This window comes from Polynucleobacter sp. 80A-SIGWE (assembly GCF_018882295.1).
Lineage (GTDB): Bacteria > Pseudomonadota > Gammaproteobacteria > Burkholderiales > Burkholderiaceae > Polynucleobacter.
Genome location: NZ_JACVOR010000001.1, coordinates 600,905 through 613,732 on the forward strand (window position 1 = coordinate 600,905; position 12,828 = coordinate 613,732).

Consider the following 12,828-nt stretch of genomic DNA (forward strand, 5'->3'; position numbering starts at 1 on the left):
TAGAGTTGGATAGGGCGGGGTTGTCCATGCTAATGCTATATGGCAGGCTAATTCTTAGAATGTCTAACTTATTTGATATTGGTGGAATCGGTGATGGTTGCTTCTACTTTTTTTGCTGCTCATGCACGCTAGAATTTTCAAGCTTATATATAGACATCTTTAAGCTGCATATCCGAATACACTCATAAAAGAGCTCGCCTCTTTCGGGTGGAATTAGGCTTAATAGCGCTAGCTGTATTGCTTGTATTGTTTTTGATCTGGCCGATACTGAGCATCTTGCACTTCATTAAATTAGGGTGATTTTCATTTTTTTATTTCTCTAGGTGTAGCCACTTGGGTGTTTTGAATTTCACAATCCTACCGTAAAGCCAGACATAGGAGGTCGTAAAGAGAGTGCATGCGCCAATGAGAGTGGGGGTTGATTGCCACCACAGTACTGCGGGGGCAATACTCATTACAGCAAGCGCCCAAAAGTAGGGAGCCGTTCTGGCATTGGCCGAGAATACATTGTTGTCTTGGTGATTGTTCATCAAGATGCGACGATACATAAGGGTGTGAAAATGAATGCCATCTGGTTGCCCGGGACTTTTGCCTTGATGTATTTTTCTACGATAGATCGTAAAGAGTGTCTCCATAATCGGGTAGCCATTAATCAGCAAAGCAAACCACGGTGAGATCTCTTGATGTCTATATGTTAGTAGGATGCTAAGGCTGGCAATCCAAAAGCCAATTAGATAAGCTCCTCCATCACCTAGAAAGATGAGTCCTCTTGGGTAGTTCCAGATAAAGAAGCCTAAGATTGAGCTGGCCATGATGAGACTGAGGTACATGATCAAAGGATCGGCAAGTGCAAATCCGACATAAGTAATTGCCATTAGGGTGATGATTCCAACCATGCCGGCAAGACCATTAAACCCATCGATGATGTTGTATGCATTTGCCAGGCCAGTGATGGCAAAAACAGTAAGGACTGCCCCAACAACGGGGAATATAAAGATCAGATCTAGATAAGGAATATCTAATCTGGTAATTTGCACTGGCACTAGGTAGACAAAAAGTGTGGCGGCAATAGTCGTGAAGATCAGTCGGAGCCGGATACTAATTTTTTTGGTTAAATCCTCAGTGACGCCAATCGCAAATGTTGGAATGGCGCAAATTAGCAGTGTGAGTTCTATTGAGGGATTCGGAACATTCTTAAGTCTGAATAGAATGGCTGCGCATAAGCCAATCGCAATACTAATGCCACCAATTCTGGGAACTACTTTGGTGTGAAACTTTTGCGGGCCAGAAAGATCCCAGTCTGCTGAAAAACGCTGATGCAGATGCTTGAAGCGAATAATTAATAAAGTCGCTACAAATGAGGAGAGAAAGGCAGCAAGTAAACCAGACATTTAGTGATTATAAATTCCAAATACACTTCATTTGGTAGTTTTGCTGGTTATATTTAAATTAGGCCTGCCAATGCAATGTTCGCTTAAGGCACCAAACTCAAAAACAAGAACTCAAAGAAGATAATCAGGTGCACCACACCTTGCAAGAGGGTGGTTCTGCCAATCGCCAGGGTGAGGGCGCCAATAAAGAAGCTGAGGTACATCAGCGTCATATTGAGGTTGCTGATCCCCAGGCTTAATGGCAGATTAAAGAAGATAGCAAATGCCGCCACTGTTGGAATAGTGAGTCCAATACTGGCTAAGGCTGACCCTAATGCTAAGTTCAGACTGCTTTGTAAGCGATTGGCTCTGGCAGCCCTAACTGCTGCATATCCTTCAGGTAGCAATACTAGCATGGCAATCGCAATGCCCACTACAGTCTTTGGGGCGCCTGCAGCTTTTACTCCAGCCTCAATGGCGGGGTTGAGTGCTTCTGCTAAACCCACTACTACCGCTAGTGAGATCAATAGTAGTGCTAAGCTAGTGGCGGTCTTGAGATTGCTAGGCTTGTCCGCATGAGCATCGCTATCAGTCTTTTGATCTTCTGCTTTGGGGAGGTAGTAGTCCCGATGACTGACTGTTTGGAAGAAAATAAATGCACCATACAGAGCGAAAGAGGCGATCCCAGCAAATGCTAGTTGACTCTTAGTAAAGTCGGGCCCAGGCGTACTAGTAGTTACCATCGGCATCACTAGAATAAAGGTAGCTAAAGCAGTGAGTACCGCTAATGCGGAATTGGTGCCCTCGTTACGGAAAGACATTTCATGATGTTTGAAGCCGCCCATGAAGATGCATAAACCAACAACTCCATTGATAACAATCATCACAGTTGCAAAGACAGCATCACGAGCAATAAATTCAGAGCCCTCATGGCCTGCAATCATCATGGCGATGATGAGGGATACCTCAATAATCGTGACGCTAATAGCCAGTACTAGGGTGCCATAGGGCTCACCAGTTTTATGGGCGATGACTTCCGCGTGGTGAACTGCGGAGAGTACAGCTCCAATAAGGGTGGCACCCATTAAGGTGATGAACCAAGTTTGGCTAAGAAGGTCTGTCATATGGCTATATAGTTAGAGAGCTTATTTTCAGGTTAAGCTTAAGAGATTAATGCTGATAGTTTAAAAGGTTTGCGTGAATATGAATACGAAAGCAATTGTCTTATTTGGCCATGGTGCCCGTGATGCCCGCTGGCGCGAGCCCTTTGACCGCTTGGCCTCCTTGTGGAAAGCCCAGCATGCCGATACTTTGGTGGAGTTAGCCTTCTTGGAGCTAATGCAGCCTAGCCTTGAAGAAGCTATTGCATCTTTAGTGGATGCTGGTGCAGTGGAGGTAGTTGTGGTGCCAGTCTTTTTTGGGCAAGGCGGTCATTTGCGGAATGACTTCCCGGTATTGCTTTCAGCTTGTCAGGAAAAATTCCCCGGGGTAGCTTTAAGCGCTACGCCTGCTGTTGGTGAGGATGAGGCTGTCTTGCAGGCTATTGTGGATTTCAGCGCTAGAGCTATTTAAGCTTTCTGCTTGTTTGTTAGTTTCCTCATTGTTAGCTTCATGACTGGTTCGCTGCTTTTCTCTTAAAGCTTCACCAACCATAATGAGTGCCGGTGATGCGCTATCAAACCAATCATTTGCTTTGCCCTCAGCTAACTCTCCGAGCGTGCTAGACCAGTGACGTTCATTCTGAGTACTCACTGCCTCCAAAATATGTACAGGTGTATTGCTAGTATGGTTTGAGCTATTTGTAATTAGCTGCTTGGCAATATTTGCAGCATCTTTACGACCCATGTAATACACCAGAGTATCTGCTTGCGGGTTTTGAATTGGCTGTTTTTGGATTTCACTATCAGTTAGATTGTCGGTGCCTTGTGCCAAGGTGACAAAAGCAACACTACGCGAGACCCCACGCAATGTGAGCGATTGCTGAATGGCTGCTGCACCTGCTAATGCAGCTGTGATGCCAGGTACCACATCTACTTCAATGCCGTGTTTTTTCAGGGCTTGAATTTCTTCGTCGGCACGACCAAACATCATAGGATCACCACCTTTGAGGCGAACAATGGTTTGATGTTTCTGTGCGGCATCGATTAAGCGCTTATTGATAAAGTGTTGCGCTGAAGATAATTTCCCACAACGCTTGCCTACTGGCACTTGAATAGCTTGCGAAGAAAGATCGAGCATTGCAGGATCAACCAAAGCATCATGAAAAACAATATCCGCTTTCCCCAGGAGTTTTGCACCGCGCACAGTGATGAGATCGGCTGCACCTGGTCCAGCACCAACTAAATATACTTTGCCGAGTTTATTTGAATTACTCATGGTGTCTGTGTTATCCCTGACTTAAGCGACTGCTTGAGTACTGCGTGTATCGCGCCAGCTATTTTGTGTGGTCACGCTATAGAGATCAAATTGCTTCAGTCCGATGCCGAGGTCTTGATCAGGACGCAGTTCAAAAGCATCAAAGCCTACGCGTGCGCCTTGCAAGAGTTGATCAATTAAGACATCCCCGATCGCACGGACTTCACCTTGCCACTCAAAGCGATTTCTGAGGAGTGCTGCAGTACTAAAGCTTCTGCCATCTCGAAAAATAGGGAAATGCGCGCCAACTACCGGCCATAAGAATTTAGCATCTTCAATGATGTCAGCATGCTTGAGAATGTCATCATCGGCGGCAAACCACGCGCCAATCTCTCCTTTGCCTGCTTTATCTAGTACATCCGCGTTCTTGTGATGCGTGATCCACCAATGAAATGGTACGAGCACTTTATGAAATCCATGCTCTAGGTCTGGAATGCCGCCTTCATCACGCTCGCCATCCCAGACTTGCCATTTATTAGCAATCACTGTGGGTTTGCCATCTTTTGGAAAGTAAATAATCTGTTGGTTCATAGTTTTTCCATGATTAAGCTATCGCCCCTTTGGAGTGCTTGCCATTGTTCTTGTAGGCCGCTTCTTTAAAGGGTGTTACACCAAGGCGACGGTAGGTCTCAATGAAAGGTTCATCGCCTGTGCGTTGTTCAACGTACGTATTAATCAAGCTGGTCATGACGTCGGGAATTTCATTGGCGTAGAAAGAGGGTCCAATTACTTTGCCAATAGAGGCATCGTTGCCTTGCTCTCCACCTAAGGTGATTTGATACCACTCCTCACCATCTTTATCCACGCCTAATACACCAATATTGCCAACGTGGTGGTGGCCGCAAGAGTTGATGCAACCTGAAATATTCAAACTAATATCACCCAAATCAAATAAGTAATCCAAATTGTCAAATCGTTCTTGAATCGCCTTAGCAATGGGGAGTGATTTTGCATTGGCTAGTGAGCAGAAGTCGCCACCAGGACAAGCAATGATGTCAGTAAGCAATCCAATATTGGGTAGGGCTAGATTGTTATTCTTAGCCGCGCGCCAAAGATTGAGTAATTGTGTTTGCTCAACATCGGCGAGCACTAAGTTTTGTTCATGCGTAACGCGTAATTCGCCAAAGCTGTATTGGTCTGCTAAGTCGGCTATGGCATTCATTTGGGCGCTGGTTGCATCACCAGGAGCAATAGTGCCATGGGGCTTGAGCGACAGGATTACGCTGGCATAGCCAGGTATTTGATGGGGTTTAACATTACGCTCCAACCAACGAGCAAAGGCAGCTCTTTCGGTCTCTGGTGCGCTGGCTAGAACAACTTCATCGCTCACTGCATTGAGCTTTTGATATGCAGGCTTAGTAAAGTGCTTAGCAACGCGTTCCCACTCAAGCTGTGTGAAATTATCTTTACTCTGTTTTGCTTCATTGTGAAGGTTTGCCCATTCACCTTCGACTTGGCGTGCGAATTCTTCCGGCCCTAAAGCTTTTACTAAAATCTTGATGCGTGCCTTGTAAAGATTATCTCTTCTGCCAAAGCGGTTATACACACGTAAGAGGGCGGTCAAATAACTTGGTAGCACTTGCCATGGCAAGCCTTGTTTAATTAATGATCCCAGTATGGGTGTGCGACCCATGCCACCACCAGCGTAGATATCGGCAGTTAATTCTCCTGCAGCATTTTTCTTGAGCTCAATACCGACGTCATGGCAGAGCAAGACGGTGCGATCTTCTTTAGCACCATTAATTGCAAACTTAAATTTGCGCGGTAGATGAGCAAACTCAGGATGCAAGGTTGACCATTGACGCAGCAGTTCGCAAACTGGGCGTGGGTCAATGTATTCATCGGCGGCAACACCAGCAAAGGCATCACTTGTGATGTTGCGAATACAGTTGCCCGATGTCTGAATCGCATGCATCTCTACTTTGGCTAATTCTGCCAAGATGTCTGGAGTTTGCTCTAGCTCAACCCAATTGAACTGAATGTTTTGACGGGTAGTGAAGTGCCCATAACCACGATCGTACTTATCCGCAATGAAGGCAAGCGTGCGAAGCTGCTTGGCACTCAATAAGCCATAGGGAATGGCAATGCGCAGCATATATGCATGGCGCTGATGGTAGAGACCATTCTGTAGACGGAGCGGGCGGAATTCTTCTTCGGCTAAGGTGCCGTTTAGACGACGTTCAACCTGGTCTCGGAATTGGATAACCCGTTGATCTACAAGGGTTTGGTCAATATGGTCATATTTGTACATAGACCCATATTGTCTGGGGCTATGTCCATAACTACAAATACTTAAATATTGAATCTATATATCCATTTCTATATATAGATTCGGTGCCCATGCCAGGTAGATATTTAAGTAAAAGTAACAAAAGTTCCATATAAAAGGTTCTGTTTGGTAGAATATAATGGCATATGATCCATTCATTCTCATGTGCGGAAACCCAATCCCTCTTTAATAGTCACATGTCCCAAAGATTTAAGGCCGTAGAGAGAGTTGCTAGGCGCAAGTTGTTGCAATTACATGCTGCCACTGAATTGCAAAGTTTGAGGATTCCGCCGGGAAATAGATTGGAGATGCTTCTTGGTAATAGAAAAGGGTGTCACAGTATTCGTATTAATGAGCAGTGGCGTATCTGTTTCGTTTGGAAAACCGATGGAGCTTATGAGGTGGAGATAGTGGATTACCACTGAGAGGAACTTGATGTCAAAACTATTAGATGAAATTCATCCTGGCGAAATATTGCTGGAAGATTTTATGAAGCCGATGGGAATCACTGCGCGCCAGATTGCCGCCGATATTGATGTATCTCCAAGTCGGATTAGTGAAATTGTTAATGGAGCTCGCCCAATCACTGCAGACACAGCAATACGTCTAGGTTTATTTTTTAGAATGGATCCAAAGTTCTGGTTAAACCTACAGATGGAACATGACATCAGGGTGGCCAAAAGAACCTTGCAGAAAGAAATAGAGCCGCGCATTAGAGTCTTTCAAATGGCAGCTGCTTAAAAAGAATAAAGCCCCAACTAACTGGGGCTTTATTCTTTTATGGGTCAAAAATGCTCTAGAGGCTAAATTCTCGGTAATGTCTGTAGAGGTTAGCAATCGATGCGAATCCTAGAACTACGATCAGAACAGCAAAAAGATAGTCAATCGTCAGGTAGGTAAACACGCCCGTTTGAACAGCAATCGCCGCGGCAACAAAGGCGGCAATTGCACCAAGCATCACTAACTTGAAGTTTGGGATAAATGCACCCAGAGTAATGGCAACAAATAGCAGAATCAGCTCGGAAACCAATTGATCCGCCATTAAGAAGATGCCGTTGGTGAACTCCGGGTTAGTCAGCTTGCCAACGATGGCAAGTACCAGAATGCTGCCCAGTACTGCAAAGTTGAGTTTTGCTTTCTTGAGAATGGTGAGAAGTTGATCATTCATATGGGCGCATTACTCCTGGATTCTTGCTTGTCTTGGTGCTTAGTAATTAGGGCTGCCGCTGAAAACAAAGCTGATGCCAATCCATAAGAGGATGAAGGCGATCAAAATAGTGAAGCCTAGTTTCTTGAGGAAATATCCCAAGGTATCCATATAAGCTTCGTCATTACGACCAAAGTATTGGTCAAAGCGCTTCCAAACTAATCGACCCACTACGAGTGGCAATAGCATGGCAACAATGCCAAGAACAACGGTGAGAGTGGTATCCATCTAAATTCAATACTTTCTTATGCTGGCGGCTAGTTACTAGCCATATAAAAGAAGTAAGAATACCCGTTTTTCCTACGCACCTATTGCACTCGAAGGCTTGCTAAGCCTGATTTATGCTCTAAAACCCTGACTTTGTTGATACAGTAGAGTCTTTAGCAGTCAATATTTCTTCGAAAGCGTTCAATATGACCGAATTATCCCTAAGCCAAATTAAAGAAATCCGCGCTGCGGTCCTGGGTGCCGCAGCTAAAGTACCTGGTGCATTAATTGGCATGGGCGTTCTTTTTATTGCCTTGGGAATGATTGGTATCGCTGGCCAGACATTGTTTTCATTCGTCACTATTAATGTATTGGGCGCATTCTTGATCTTTGGCGGTGCAGTGCAATTTGCCCATGCCCTCAAATCAACCGGCTGGAAGAGTGTTGGTATTCAAGTGGTATTAGCTGTTTTGTATATTGCCGCTGGTGTGTACACTTGGGCCTTCCCGATTCCTGCTTTAGAAGCTATTACCTTGTGGCTTGCTGCAATCTTTTTTATTACCGGCTTTCTGCGTTTGATTTCTGCATTCCAGCATCGTCATTTCCGTGAATGGTTCTGGTTGGTTTTGTCTTCTGCTATTTCCATCTTGATGGGCGTGCTCATCATGAACGGTTATCCAGAAAGCAGCTTGTGGTTGCCTGGTTTACTCATTGCGATTGAATTGCTTTTGCAAGGCTGGTCATTGTTGTTCTTGGGCCTGGCAGCGCGTTCATTAACTAAATAAAAATAGAGCCGTAGAACTTATTTAGAAATGTAAATGTTATGTCAATGAAAAAAACCGATCTGTATAAAAACCTAGCTCTGACAACTGCGCAGCGTATGAAGAATGCAGCTAAGACGCCAAAGCCAGGTGCTGCGGAGAGTATTGCGAAAACCAAAAAAGAGCTTGCCAGTAGCAATCCTATGCTGGCCTCTTTGATGGGCAAGACAAAGCCCGAGAAATCCAAATAATTACTCTTCATAAGCGCTCTTTATTAATTTGAGTGCAGGTCTATTTCTGTTTTGAAGCAAACCCAACCCCTTTTCTTAATTGATCTTCTCAAGGTCATCGCAGCGCTGTTAATCATCTTGCACCACCTATCTAGCTACGGCCAGATTGCAGAAGATGCGCGCTCAGTATTACCAGGCTTAATGACGTTGCTCTTTGAATACGGTCGCTATGCCGTGCAAATCTTTTTAGTAATGGCGGGATACTTGGCAACCCAGTCCCTCACGCGCTTCGCTAATGCGAAATTCAGTAGCCAGAATTTGCTGCGAGTGATCATCAATCGCTATTTACGCTTATTCGCTCCTTACATTGCCGCTTTGATTTTCACGATTCTCTGCGCTTGGATTGCGCGCTTTTGGGTGAACGATGAGTTTGTTGGCGAGCAAGAGACGCTGAGCCAATTTATAGCCCACCTATTTTTTCTGCAGGGCATTCTGGGTCTTGACTCGATCTCTGCGGGTGCTTGGTATGTCGCGATTGACTGGCAGTTGTACTCAGTGCTGGCAGTACTGCTCATTTCTTTTTCTTCTTATCAAGCTTTGATATGGCTGATCAGCATTGTTGCTGTGAGCTCTTTGTTGTACTTCAATCGTTCCGCACAATACGAGGCCTACTTTATTTACTTCATTGGCTCTTATGGTCTTGGCGTATTGGCTTATCTCTCTAAGAACTTTGCTGATAAGAAGATTCAAAACTTAGCTAAGTTTGCACTCATTGCTATTGGAGTGCTTATTGCGGTTTCCACATTTCAACAAGTATGGTTGCGCAACTTCTTGGCTTGGTTTGTGGCTTTACTGTTGTTTGTGTGGGGAAATACTACTTATCCTAGCGCTGGATCCGCAGCCCGCGGATTGAAGGTAGCAACGCTACGTGCGATTGCTTGGGCTAGTCCACGCTCTTACTGTGCCTTCTTAATTCACTTTGCATTTATCTTGTTGGCAAATACGCTCTACATTGCCTCTGGAATGCAAGCTCATGAAAGCGGTCTGATTGCAATTGGCTTGATGTTGGGGGTTGTGGTGTGTAGCACTATTGCTGCTAGCTACATGTATCGTTGGGTGGAGATTCCCTCAGCGAAGCTGAAGATTTAAAGCAACAGCTTAAATACCCATATCTTTCAAGACGCGGAAGATTTCTCGATAAGCCTTGGGAGGTTTATTAGCCTCTTTTTCTTTGCGGGCATTGCGGATGAGGGTGCGCATATTCTGAATATCCATGTCGGGATATTGCTCAATCATCTTAGTGAAAGTTTCATCGTTAGCAATCAATCGATCGCGATAGGACTCTAGATGATGGAGCTTTGCAGTCTCGGTTTTGCTCACGCCCTGAATAGCATCTAAGCGCTTCTGAATAGCATCCAGCTCTTCTTCATCCAAAAAGCGCATGAGTTTGCCAAGATATTGCTTATGGCGACGAATCGCCTCAAAACTTTTAATCTTGTTGGTTTCTGCAATGGCAGCTTTGATAGCCTCATCAAGGGGGATAGTCTTTAAAGCATCACTACTAAGCGCTGCTAGAACCTCGGCCAGCTTTTGGCGCTCAGTCATCTGGCGCTTTAGCTCGGATTTGCTGGGCCCCTCATCAAGATCTTCTTTCTTGGGGGTGCGGTTCTTTTCATTGACATGCATGGGGCTATTTTAGACGGGTATTTGCTGTTTCTAGCTGAATTGCCTAATTTCTTCCCATCGGAAGATTTGGTAAATAATAGAGTTTAAAAATAAGTATCTATAAAAGTAGAGACATGAGCACAACAAGCCATCAAAACACCTACGACTTCATCATCATTGGCGCTGGTAGCGCCGGCTGCATGTTGGCCAAGCGCCTCACTGAGAATCCCGCTAAACGCGTGCTCTTAATTGAGGCTGGTAAGAATGACAATTACATCTGGATCCATGTACCAGTTGGCTATTTATATTGCATCGACAACCCAAGGGCAGACTGGCGCTTTAAGACTGCATCTGAAAAAGGTCTAAACGGCCGCTCACTTCTATATCCGCGTGGCAGAGTATTGGGTGGATGTTCCTCGATTAACGGCATGATTTACATGCGTGGTCAGGTTGGTGACTATGACTCTTGGGTGGCCGCAACAGGCGATGACTCTTGGTCTTGGCAAAACGCATTGCGTCGTTACAAATCATTTGAGGACTATCACGGCGCTGCTAATCAGTGGCACAGCAAGGGTGGTGAGTGGACTGTTTCTAAACAGCGCTTACGTTGGCCCATCATGGATATCTTTAGGGAGGCGGCAGTACAGGCCGGCATTCCCTCATCGGATGACTTTAATCAAGGCGATAACTTTGGAGTTGGTTACTTTGATGTGAGTCAGCGTAAAGGTTGGCGGCTCAATACTTCTAAGGCATTTTTGCGTGATGCGGCTAAGCGGCCTAATCTCACAGTAATTACCGAGGCCATAGTTAATAAATTATTAATTGATGATGTCTCTAAAAATTGCTACGGTGTTCAATATATTAAAGATGGCAAAACAGTAGACGTACATTGCAGCAATCACAATGCTAGCTCTCAAGGCGAAGTGATTTTGAGTGCCGGCGCCATTGGTAGCGTGCAGGTTCTAGAGCGCTCAGGTGTTGGCTCAGCTGCACACCTCAATAGGCTGGGCATTCCGGTGATCGCAGATTTACCTGGCGTAGGTGAGAACTTGCAAGACCATTTGCAATTGCGCATGATCTACAAGGTCAACAACATTAAGACCTTAAACACTAAAGCCAATTCTTTATTGGGTAAGTTGTTAATTGGTATGGAGTATGTGTTTAAGCGCTCGGGCCCAATGTCGATGGCACCATCACAGTTGGGTGCTTTTGCCTATAGCTCTCCTGATCAGCCTTCGGCAAATTTGGAGTATCACGTTCAACCTCTGTCGCTAGAAAAGTTTGGTGAAGATTTGCATTCTTTCAATGCGATTACGGCAAGCGTTTGTAACTTACGTCCAACATCTCGCGGTAGTGTGCACATCAGCTCTGTCGATCCAGAGGCGCCACCAGTGATTGCGCCAAATTATTTATCGACGGATGAAGATCGTAAAGTGGCTGCCGACTCATTGCGTCTCACGCGCAAGATTGTGGAATGCCCTGCGCTCAAGCCGTATACGCCAGATGAGTACAAGCCAGGTAAGCAATATCAAACTGATGAAGAGCTTATTAAAGCTGCTGGTGATATAGGCACAACGATTTTTCATCCAGTAGGTACTTGTAAGATGGGGCGCGATGATGATCCGATGGCAGTACTCGATTCACAATTACGCGTAAGGGGCATTCATCATCTGAGAGTAGTGGATGCATCTGCGATGCCAACAATCACTTCTGGCAATACTGCGGCACCCACCATGTTGATTGCGCAACGCGCTGCTGAATTGCTAACTAGTGAGTAGTTCAAAAACACAAGGCGGTTCGCAGCCTCACTCTGGGCTCCCGGCGAGCCACTTGCTCTTAGCGCTCGCCATTGTTGCGGTATGGGGCACGAACTTTGTAGTGATTAAAAATTGCCTGGCATCTTTTCCGCCTTTTTACTTTGCGGCATTGCGCTACATCTTTGTTTTATTGCCCTTAGTCTTTTTTATGCCAAGGCCAAAAGTAGCTTGGGGCAATCTCTGTATTTACGGATTAGCCACTGGGGTTGGGCAATTTGGTGTCATGTACTACGCCGTCAATAGTCAGATTTCTCCAGGGCTAGCCTCGCTTGTGGTTCAAACCCAAGTATTTTTTACTATTGGCTTTGCCATGCTATTTGCCAAAGAAGGTCTCAAGCGCTATCAGGCAGTTGCAGTTGGCATCGCTTTGCTTGGTCTAGTAATTATTGCGCTGCACACAGATTCAACAACAACATTCTTAGGTTTGACACTGGTGGTCTTTGCGGGCCTCTCATGGGGGGTTGCCAATACAGTGAGTCGCCAGGCTGGCTCCATCAATATGCTGTCTTATGTAGTTTGGGCCAGCGCCTTCTCTATACCGCCATTGGCACTGATCGCGTTGATCTTTGAGGGTGGTGTAGCCCACTTGTGGGATGTCACCTTAGCTGCCCCCTTGGGAGCTTGGGTTGGAGTCCTATGGCAGTCTTGGGCTAATACCTTGTTTGGCTATGCCGCTTGGGGTTGGTTGCTGTCAAAACACCCAGCTGCACTGGTGGCTCCTGCACCCTTGCTGGTACCCATCTTTGGAATGGGGGCATCTGCCTTCTTTTTAGGGGAGGCTTTACCACCTTGGAAAGTCGAGGCTGCCAGCTTGGTAATTGCCGGCCTCATCATCAATCTTTTCTGGCCGAGCTTACAAGCTCAAGTTCGTAAGTTTTTTTAAAACG

General features: G+C 45.5%; 16 protein-coding genes. 8 read left to right on the forward strand and 8 right to left on the reverse strand.

Features of this window, described 5'->3' with window-relative positions; genetic code table 11:
- Nucleotides 1–311: 311 nt before the first annotated feature.
- Nucleotides 312–1,391: a glycosyltransferase family 4 protein gene (locus ICN25_RS03185; protein ID WP_216178954.1), complete on the reverse strand. Its 1,080-nt coding sequence runs from the start codon at nucleotides 1,389–1,391 to the stop codon at nucleotides 312–314.
- A gap of 83 nt (nucleotides 1,392–1,474) precedes the next feature.
- Nucleotides 1,475–2,494 carry a calcium:proton antiporter gene (locus ICN25_RS03190; RefSeq protein WP_216178956.1) on the reverse strand — a complete coding sequence of 340 codons (1,020 nt, stop codon included), beginning with the start codon at nucleotides 2,492–2,494 and terminating at the stop codon, nucleotides 1,475–1,477.
- A 79-nt stretch (nucleotides 2,495–2,573) separates the two neighbouring features.
- On the opposite strand from ICN25_RS03190, the gene ICN25_RS03195 reads away from it, so the two are divergent.
- Nucleotides 2,574–2,942, forward strand: a complete 369-nt coding sequence (locus tag ICN25_RS03195) for a sirohydrochlorin chelatase (RefSeq protein ID WP_216178958.1) — start codon at nucleotides 2,574–2,576, stop codon at nucleotides 2,940–2,942.
- On the opposite strand, the gene cobA is transcribed toward ICN25_RS03195, so the two are convergent.
- Genes cobA through ICN25_RS03210 form a run of 3 tightly spaced genes read right to left on the reverse strand, consistent with a single transcriptional unit; the run spans nucleotide 2,865 to nucleotide 6,036 of the window.
- Nucleotides 2,865–3,746, reverse strand: a complete 882-nt coding sequence (gene cobA / locus ICN25_RS03200; protein WP_216178960.1) for a uroporphyrinogen-III C-methyltransferase — start codon at nucleotides 3,744–3,746, stop codon at nucleotides 2,865–2,867. The genes ICN25_RS03195 and cobA overlap by 78 nt on opposite strands.
- Nucleotides 3,747–3,767: 21 nt before the next feature.
- Nucleotides 3,768–4,316 carry a DUF934 domain-containing protein gene (locus ICN25_RS03205; RefSeq protein WP_216178962.1) on the reverse strand — a complete coding sequence of 183 codons (549 nt, stop codon included), beginning with the start codon at nucleotides 4,314–4,316 and terminating at the stop codon, nucleotides 3,768–3,770.
- A 13-nt stretch (nucleotides 4,317–4,329) separates the two neighbouring features.
- On the reverse strand, nucleotides 4,330–6,036 hold the full coding sequence (locus ICN25_RS03210; RefSeq protein ID WP_216178963.1) for a nitrite/sulfite reductase: 1,707 nt from the start codon (nucleotides 6,034–6,036) through the stop codon (nucleotides 4,330–4,332).
- A 164-nt stretch (nucleotides 6,037–6,200) separates the two neighbouring features.
- On the opposite strand from ICN25_RS03210, the gene ICN25_RS03215 reads away from it, so the two are divergent.
- Both ICN25_RS03215 and ICN25_RS03220 read left to right on the forward strand, forming a co-directional pair.
- Nucleotides 6,201–6,479, forward strand: coding sequence for a type II toxin-antitoxin system RelE/ParE family toxin (locus tag ICN25_RS03215; RefSeq protein WP_216178964.1), 279 nt, complete (start codon nucleotides 6,201–6,203; stop codon nucleotides 6,477–6,479).
- A 10-nt stretch (nucleotides 6,480–6,489) separates the two neighbouring features.
- Entirely contained in the window at nucleotides 6,490–6,795 is a 306-nt protein-coding gene (locus ICN25_RS03220) for a HigA family addiction module antitoxin (RefSeq protein WP_216178965.1), read from the forward strand.
- A 55-nt stretch (nucleotides 6,796–6,850) separates the two neighbouring features.
- Here the strand turns inward: ICN25_RS03220 and ICN25_RS03225 are convergent, their stop codons facing one another.
- Both ICN25_RS03225 and ICN25_RS03230 read right to left on the reverse strand, forming a co-directional pair.
- Nucleotides 6,851–7,222: a hypothetical protein gene (locus ICN25_RS03225; RefSeq protein ID WP_216178966.1), complete on the reverse strand. Its 372-nt coding sequence runs from the start codon at nucleotides 7,220–7,222 to the stop codon at nucleotides 6,851–6,853.
- Nucleotides 7,223–7,261: 39 nt separating this feature from the next.
- Nucleotides 7,262–7,489: a hypothetical protein gene (locus tag ICN25_RS03230; protein WP_216178967.1), complete on the reverse strand. Its 228-nt coding sequence runs from the start codon at nucleotides 7,487–7,489 to the stop codon at nucleotides 7,262–7,264.
- Between the two features lie 185 nt (nucleotides 7,490–7,674).
- Between ICN25_RS03230 and ICN25_RS03235 the strand changes: the two genes are divergently transcribed.
- The 3 genes from ICN25_RS03235 to ICN25_RS03245 are packed head-to-tail and all read left to right on the forward strand — an operon-like array spanning nucleotide 7,675 to nucleotide 9,608.
- Complete coding sequence (locus tag ICN25_RS03235) at nucleotides 7,675–8,253, forward strand: HdeD family acid-resistance protein (RefSeq protein ID WP_216178969.1); 579 nt, start codon at nucleotides 7,675–7,677, stop codon at nucleotides 8,251–8,253.
- Between the two features lie 38 nt (nucleotides 8,254–8,291).
- Nucleotides 8,292–8,480, forward strand: a complete 189-nt coding sequence (locus ICN25_RS03240) for a hypothetical protein (RefSeq protein ID WP_216178971.1) — start codon at nucleotides 8,292–8,294, stop codon at nucleotides 8,478–8,480.
- A gap of 51 nt (nucleotides 8,481–8,531) precedes the next feature.
- Entirely contained in the window at nucleotides 8,532–9,608 is a 1,077-nt protein-coding gene (locus tag ICN25_RS03245) for an acyltransferase (RefSeq protein ID WP_216178972.1), read from the forward strand.
- A gap of 9 nt (nucleotides 9,609–9,617) precedes the next feature.
- Here ICN25_RS03245 and yjgA read toward each other — a convergent pair whose 3' ends face one another.
- Complete coding sequence (gene yjgA / locus ICN25_RS03250; RefSeq protein WP_216178974.1) at nucleotides 9,618–10,145, reverse strand: ribosome biogenesis factor YjgA; 528 nt, start codon at nucleotides 10,143–10,145, stop codon at nucleotides 9,618–9,620.
- Between the two features lie 113 nt (nucleotides 10,146–10,258).
- On the opposite strand from yjgA, the gene ICN25_RS03255 reads away from it, so the two are divergent.
- The gene (locus ICN25_RS03255; RefSeq protein WP_216178976.1) at nucleotides 10,259–11,902 is read left to right on the forward strand and encodes a GMC family oxidoreductase; all 1,644 of its coding nucleotides are present in this window, start codon (nucleotides 10,259–10,261) and stop codon (nucleotides 11,900–11,902) included.
- Nucleotides 11,895–12,824: an EamA family transporter gene (locus ICN25_RS03260; protein ID WP_216178979.1), complete on the forward strand. Its 930-nt coding sequence runs from the start codon at nucleotides 11,895–11,897 to the stop codon at nucleotides 12,822–12,824. Before ICN25_RS03255 ends, ICN25_RS03260 begins: the two co-directional genes overlap by 8 nt.
- The last annotated feature ends 4 nt before the right edge of the window (nucleotides 12,825–12,828 follow it).

What these genes read in the sequence shown, in the direction of transcription:
- ICN25_RS03220 (WP_216178965.1), top strand. Translation starts at nt 6,490, where the DNA reads ATGTCAAAACTATTAGATGAAATTCATCCTGGCGAAATATTGCTGGAA.
- ICN25_RS03205 (WP_216178962.1), bottom strand. Translation starts at nt 4,316, where the DNA reads ATGAACCAACAGATTATTTACTTTCCAAAAGATGGCAAACCCACAGTG.
- ICN25_RS03190 (WP_216178956.1), bottom strand. Translation starts at nt 2,494, where the DNA reads ATGACAGACCTTCTTAGCCAAACTTGGTTCATCACCTTAATGGGTGCC.
- ICN25_RS03195 (WP_216178958.1), top strand. Translation starts at nt 2,574, where the DNA reads ATGAATACGAAAGCAATTGTCTTATTTGGCCATGGTGCCCGTGATGCC.
- ICN25_RS03225 (WP_216178966.1), bottom strand. Translation starts at nt 7,222, where the DNA reads ATGAATGATCAACTTCTCACCATTCTCAAGAAAGCAAAACTCAACTTT.
- ICN25_RS03235 (WP_216178969.1), top strand. Translation starts at nt 7,675, where the DNA reads ATGACCGAATTATCCCTAAGCCAAATTAAAGAAATCCGCGCTGCGGTC.
- ICN25_RS03230 (WP_216178967.1), bottom strand. Translation starts at nt 7,489, where the DNA reads ATGGATACCACTCTCACCGTTGTTCTTGGCATTGTTGCCATGCTATTG.
- ICN25_RS03240 (WP_216178971.1), top strand. Translation starts at nt 8,292, where the DNA reads ATGTCAATGAAAAAAACCGATCTGTATAAAAACCTAGCTCTGACAACT.
- ICN25_RS03185 (WP_216178954.1), bottom strand. Translation starts at nt 1,391, where the DNA reads ATGTCTGGTTTACTTGCTGCCTTTCTCTCCTCATTTGTAGCGACTTTA.
- ICN25_RS03215 (WP_216178964.1), top strand. Translation starts at nt 6,201, where the DNA reads ATGATCCATTCATTCTCATGTGCGGAAACCCAATCCCTCTTTAATAGT.
- ICN25_RS03255 (WP_216178976.1), top strand. Translation starts at nt 10,259, where the DNA reads ATGAGCACAACAAGCCATCAAAACACCTACGACTTCATCATCATTGGC.
- yjgA (WP_216178974.1), bottom strand. Translation starts at nt 10,145, where the DNA reads ATGCATGTCAATGAAAAGAACCGCACCCCCAAGAAAGAAGATCTTGAT.
- cobA (WP_216178960.1), bottom strand. Translation starts at nt 3,746, where the DNA reads ATGAGTAATTCAAATAAACTCGGCAAAGTATATTTAGTTGGTGCTGGA.
- ICN25_RS03210 (WP_216178963.1), bottom strand. Translation starts at nt 6,036, where the DNA reads ATGTACAAATATGACCATATTGACCAAACCCTTGTAGATCAACGGGTT.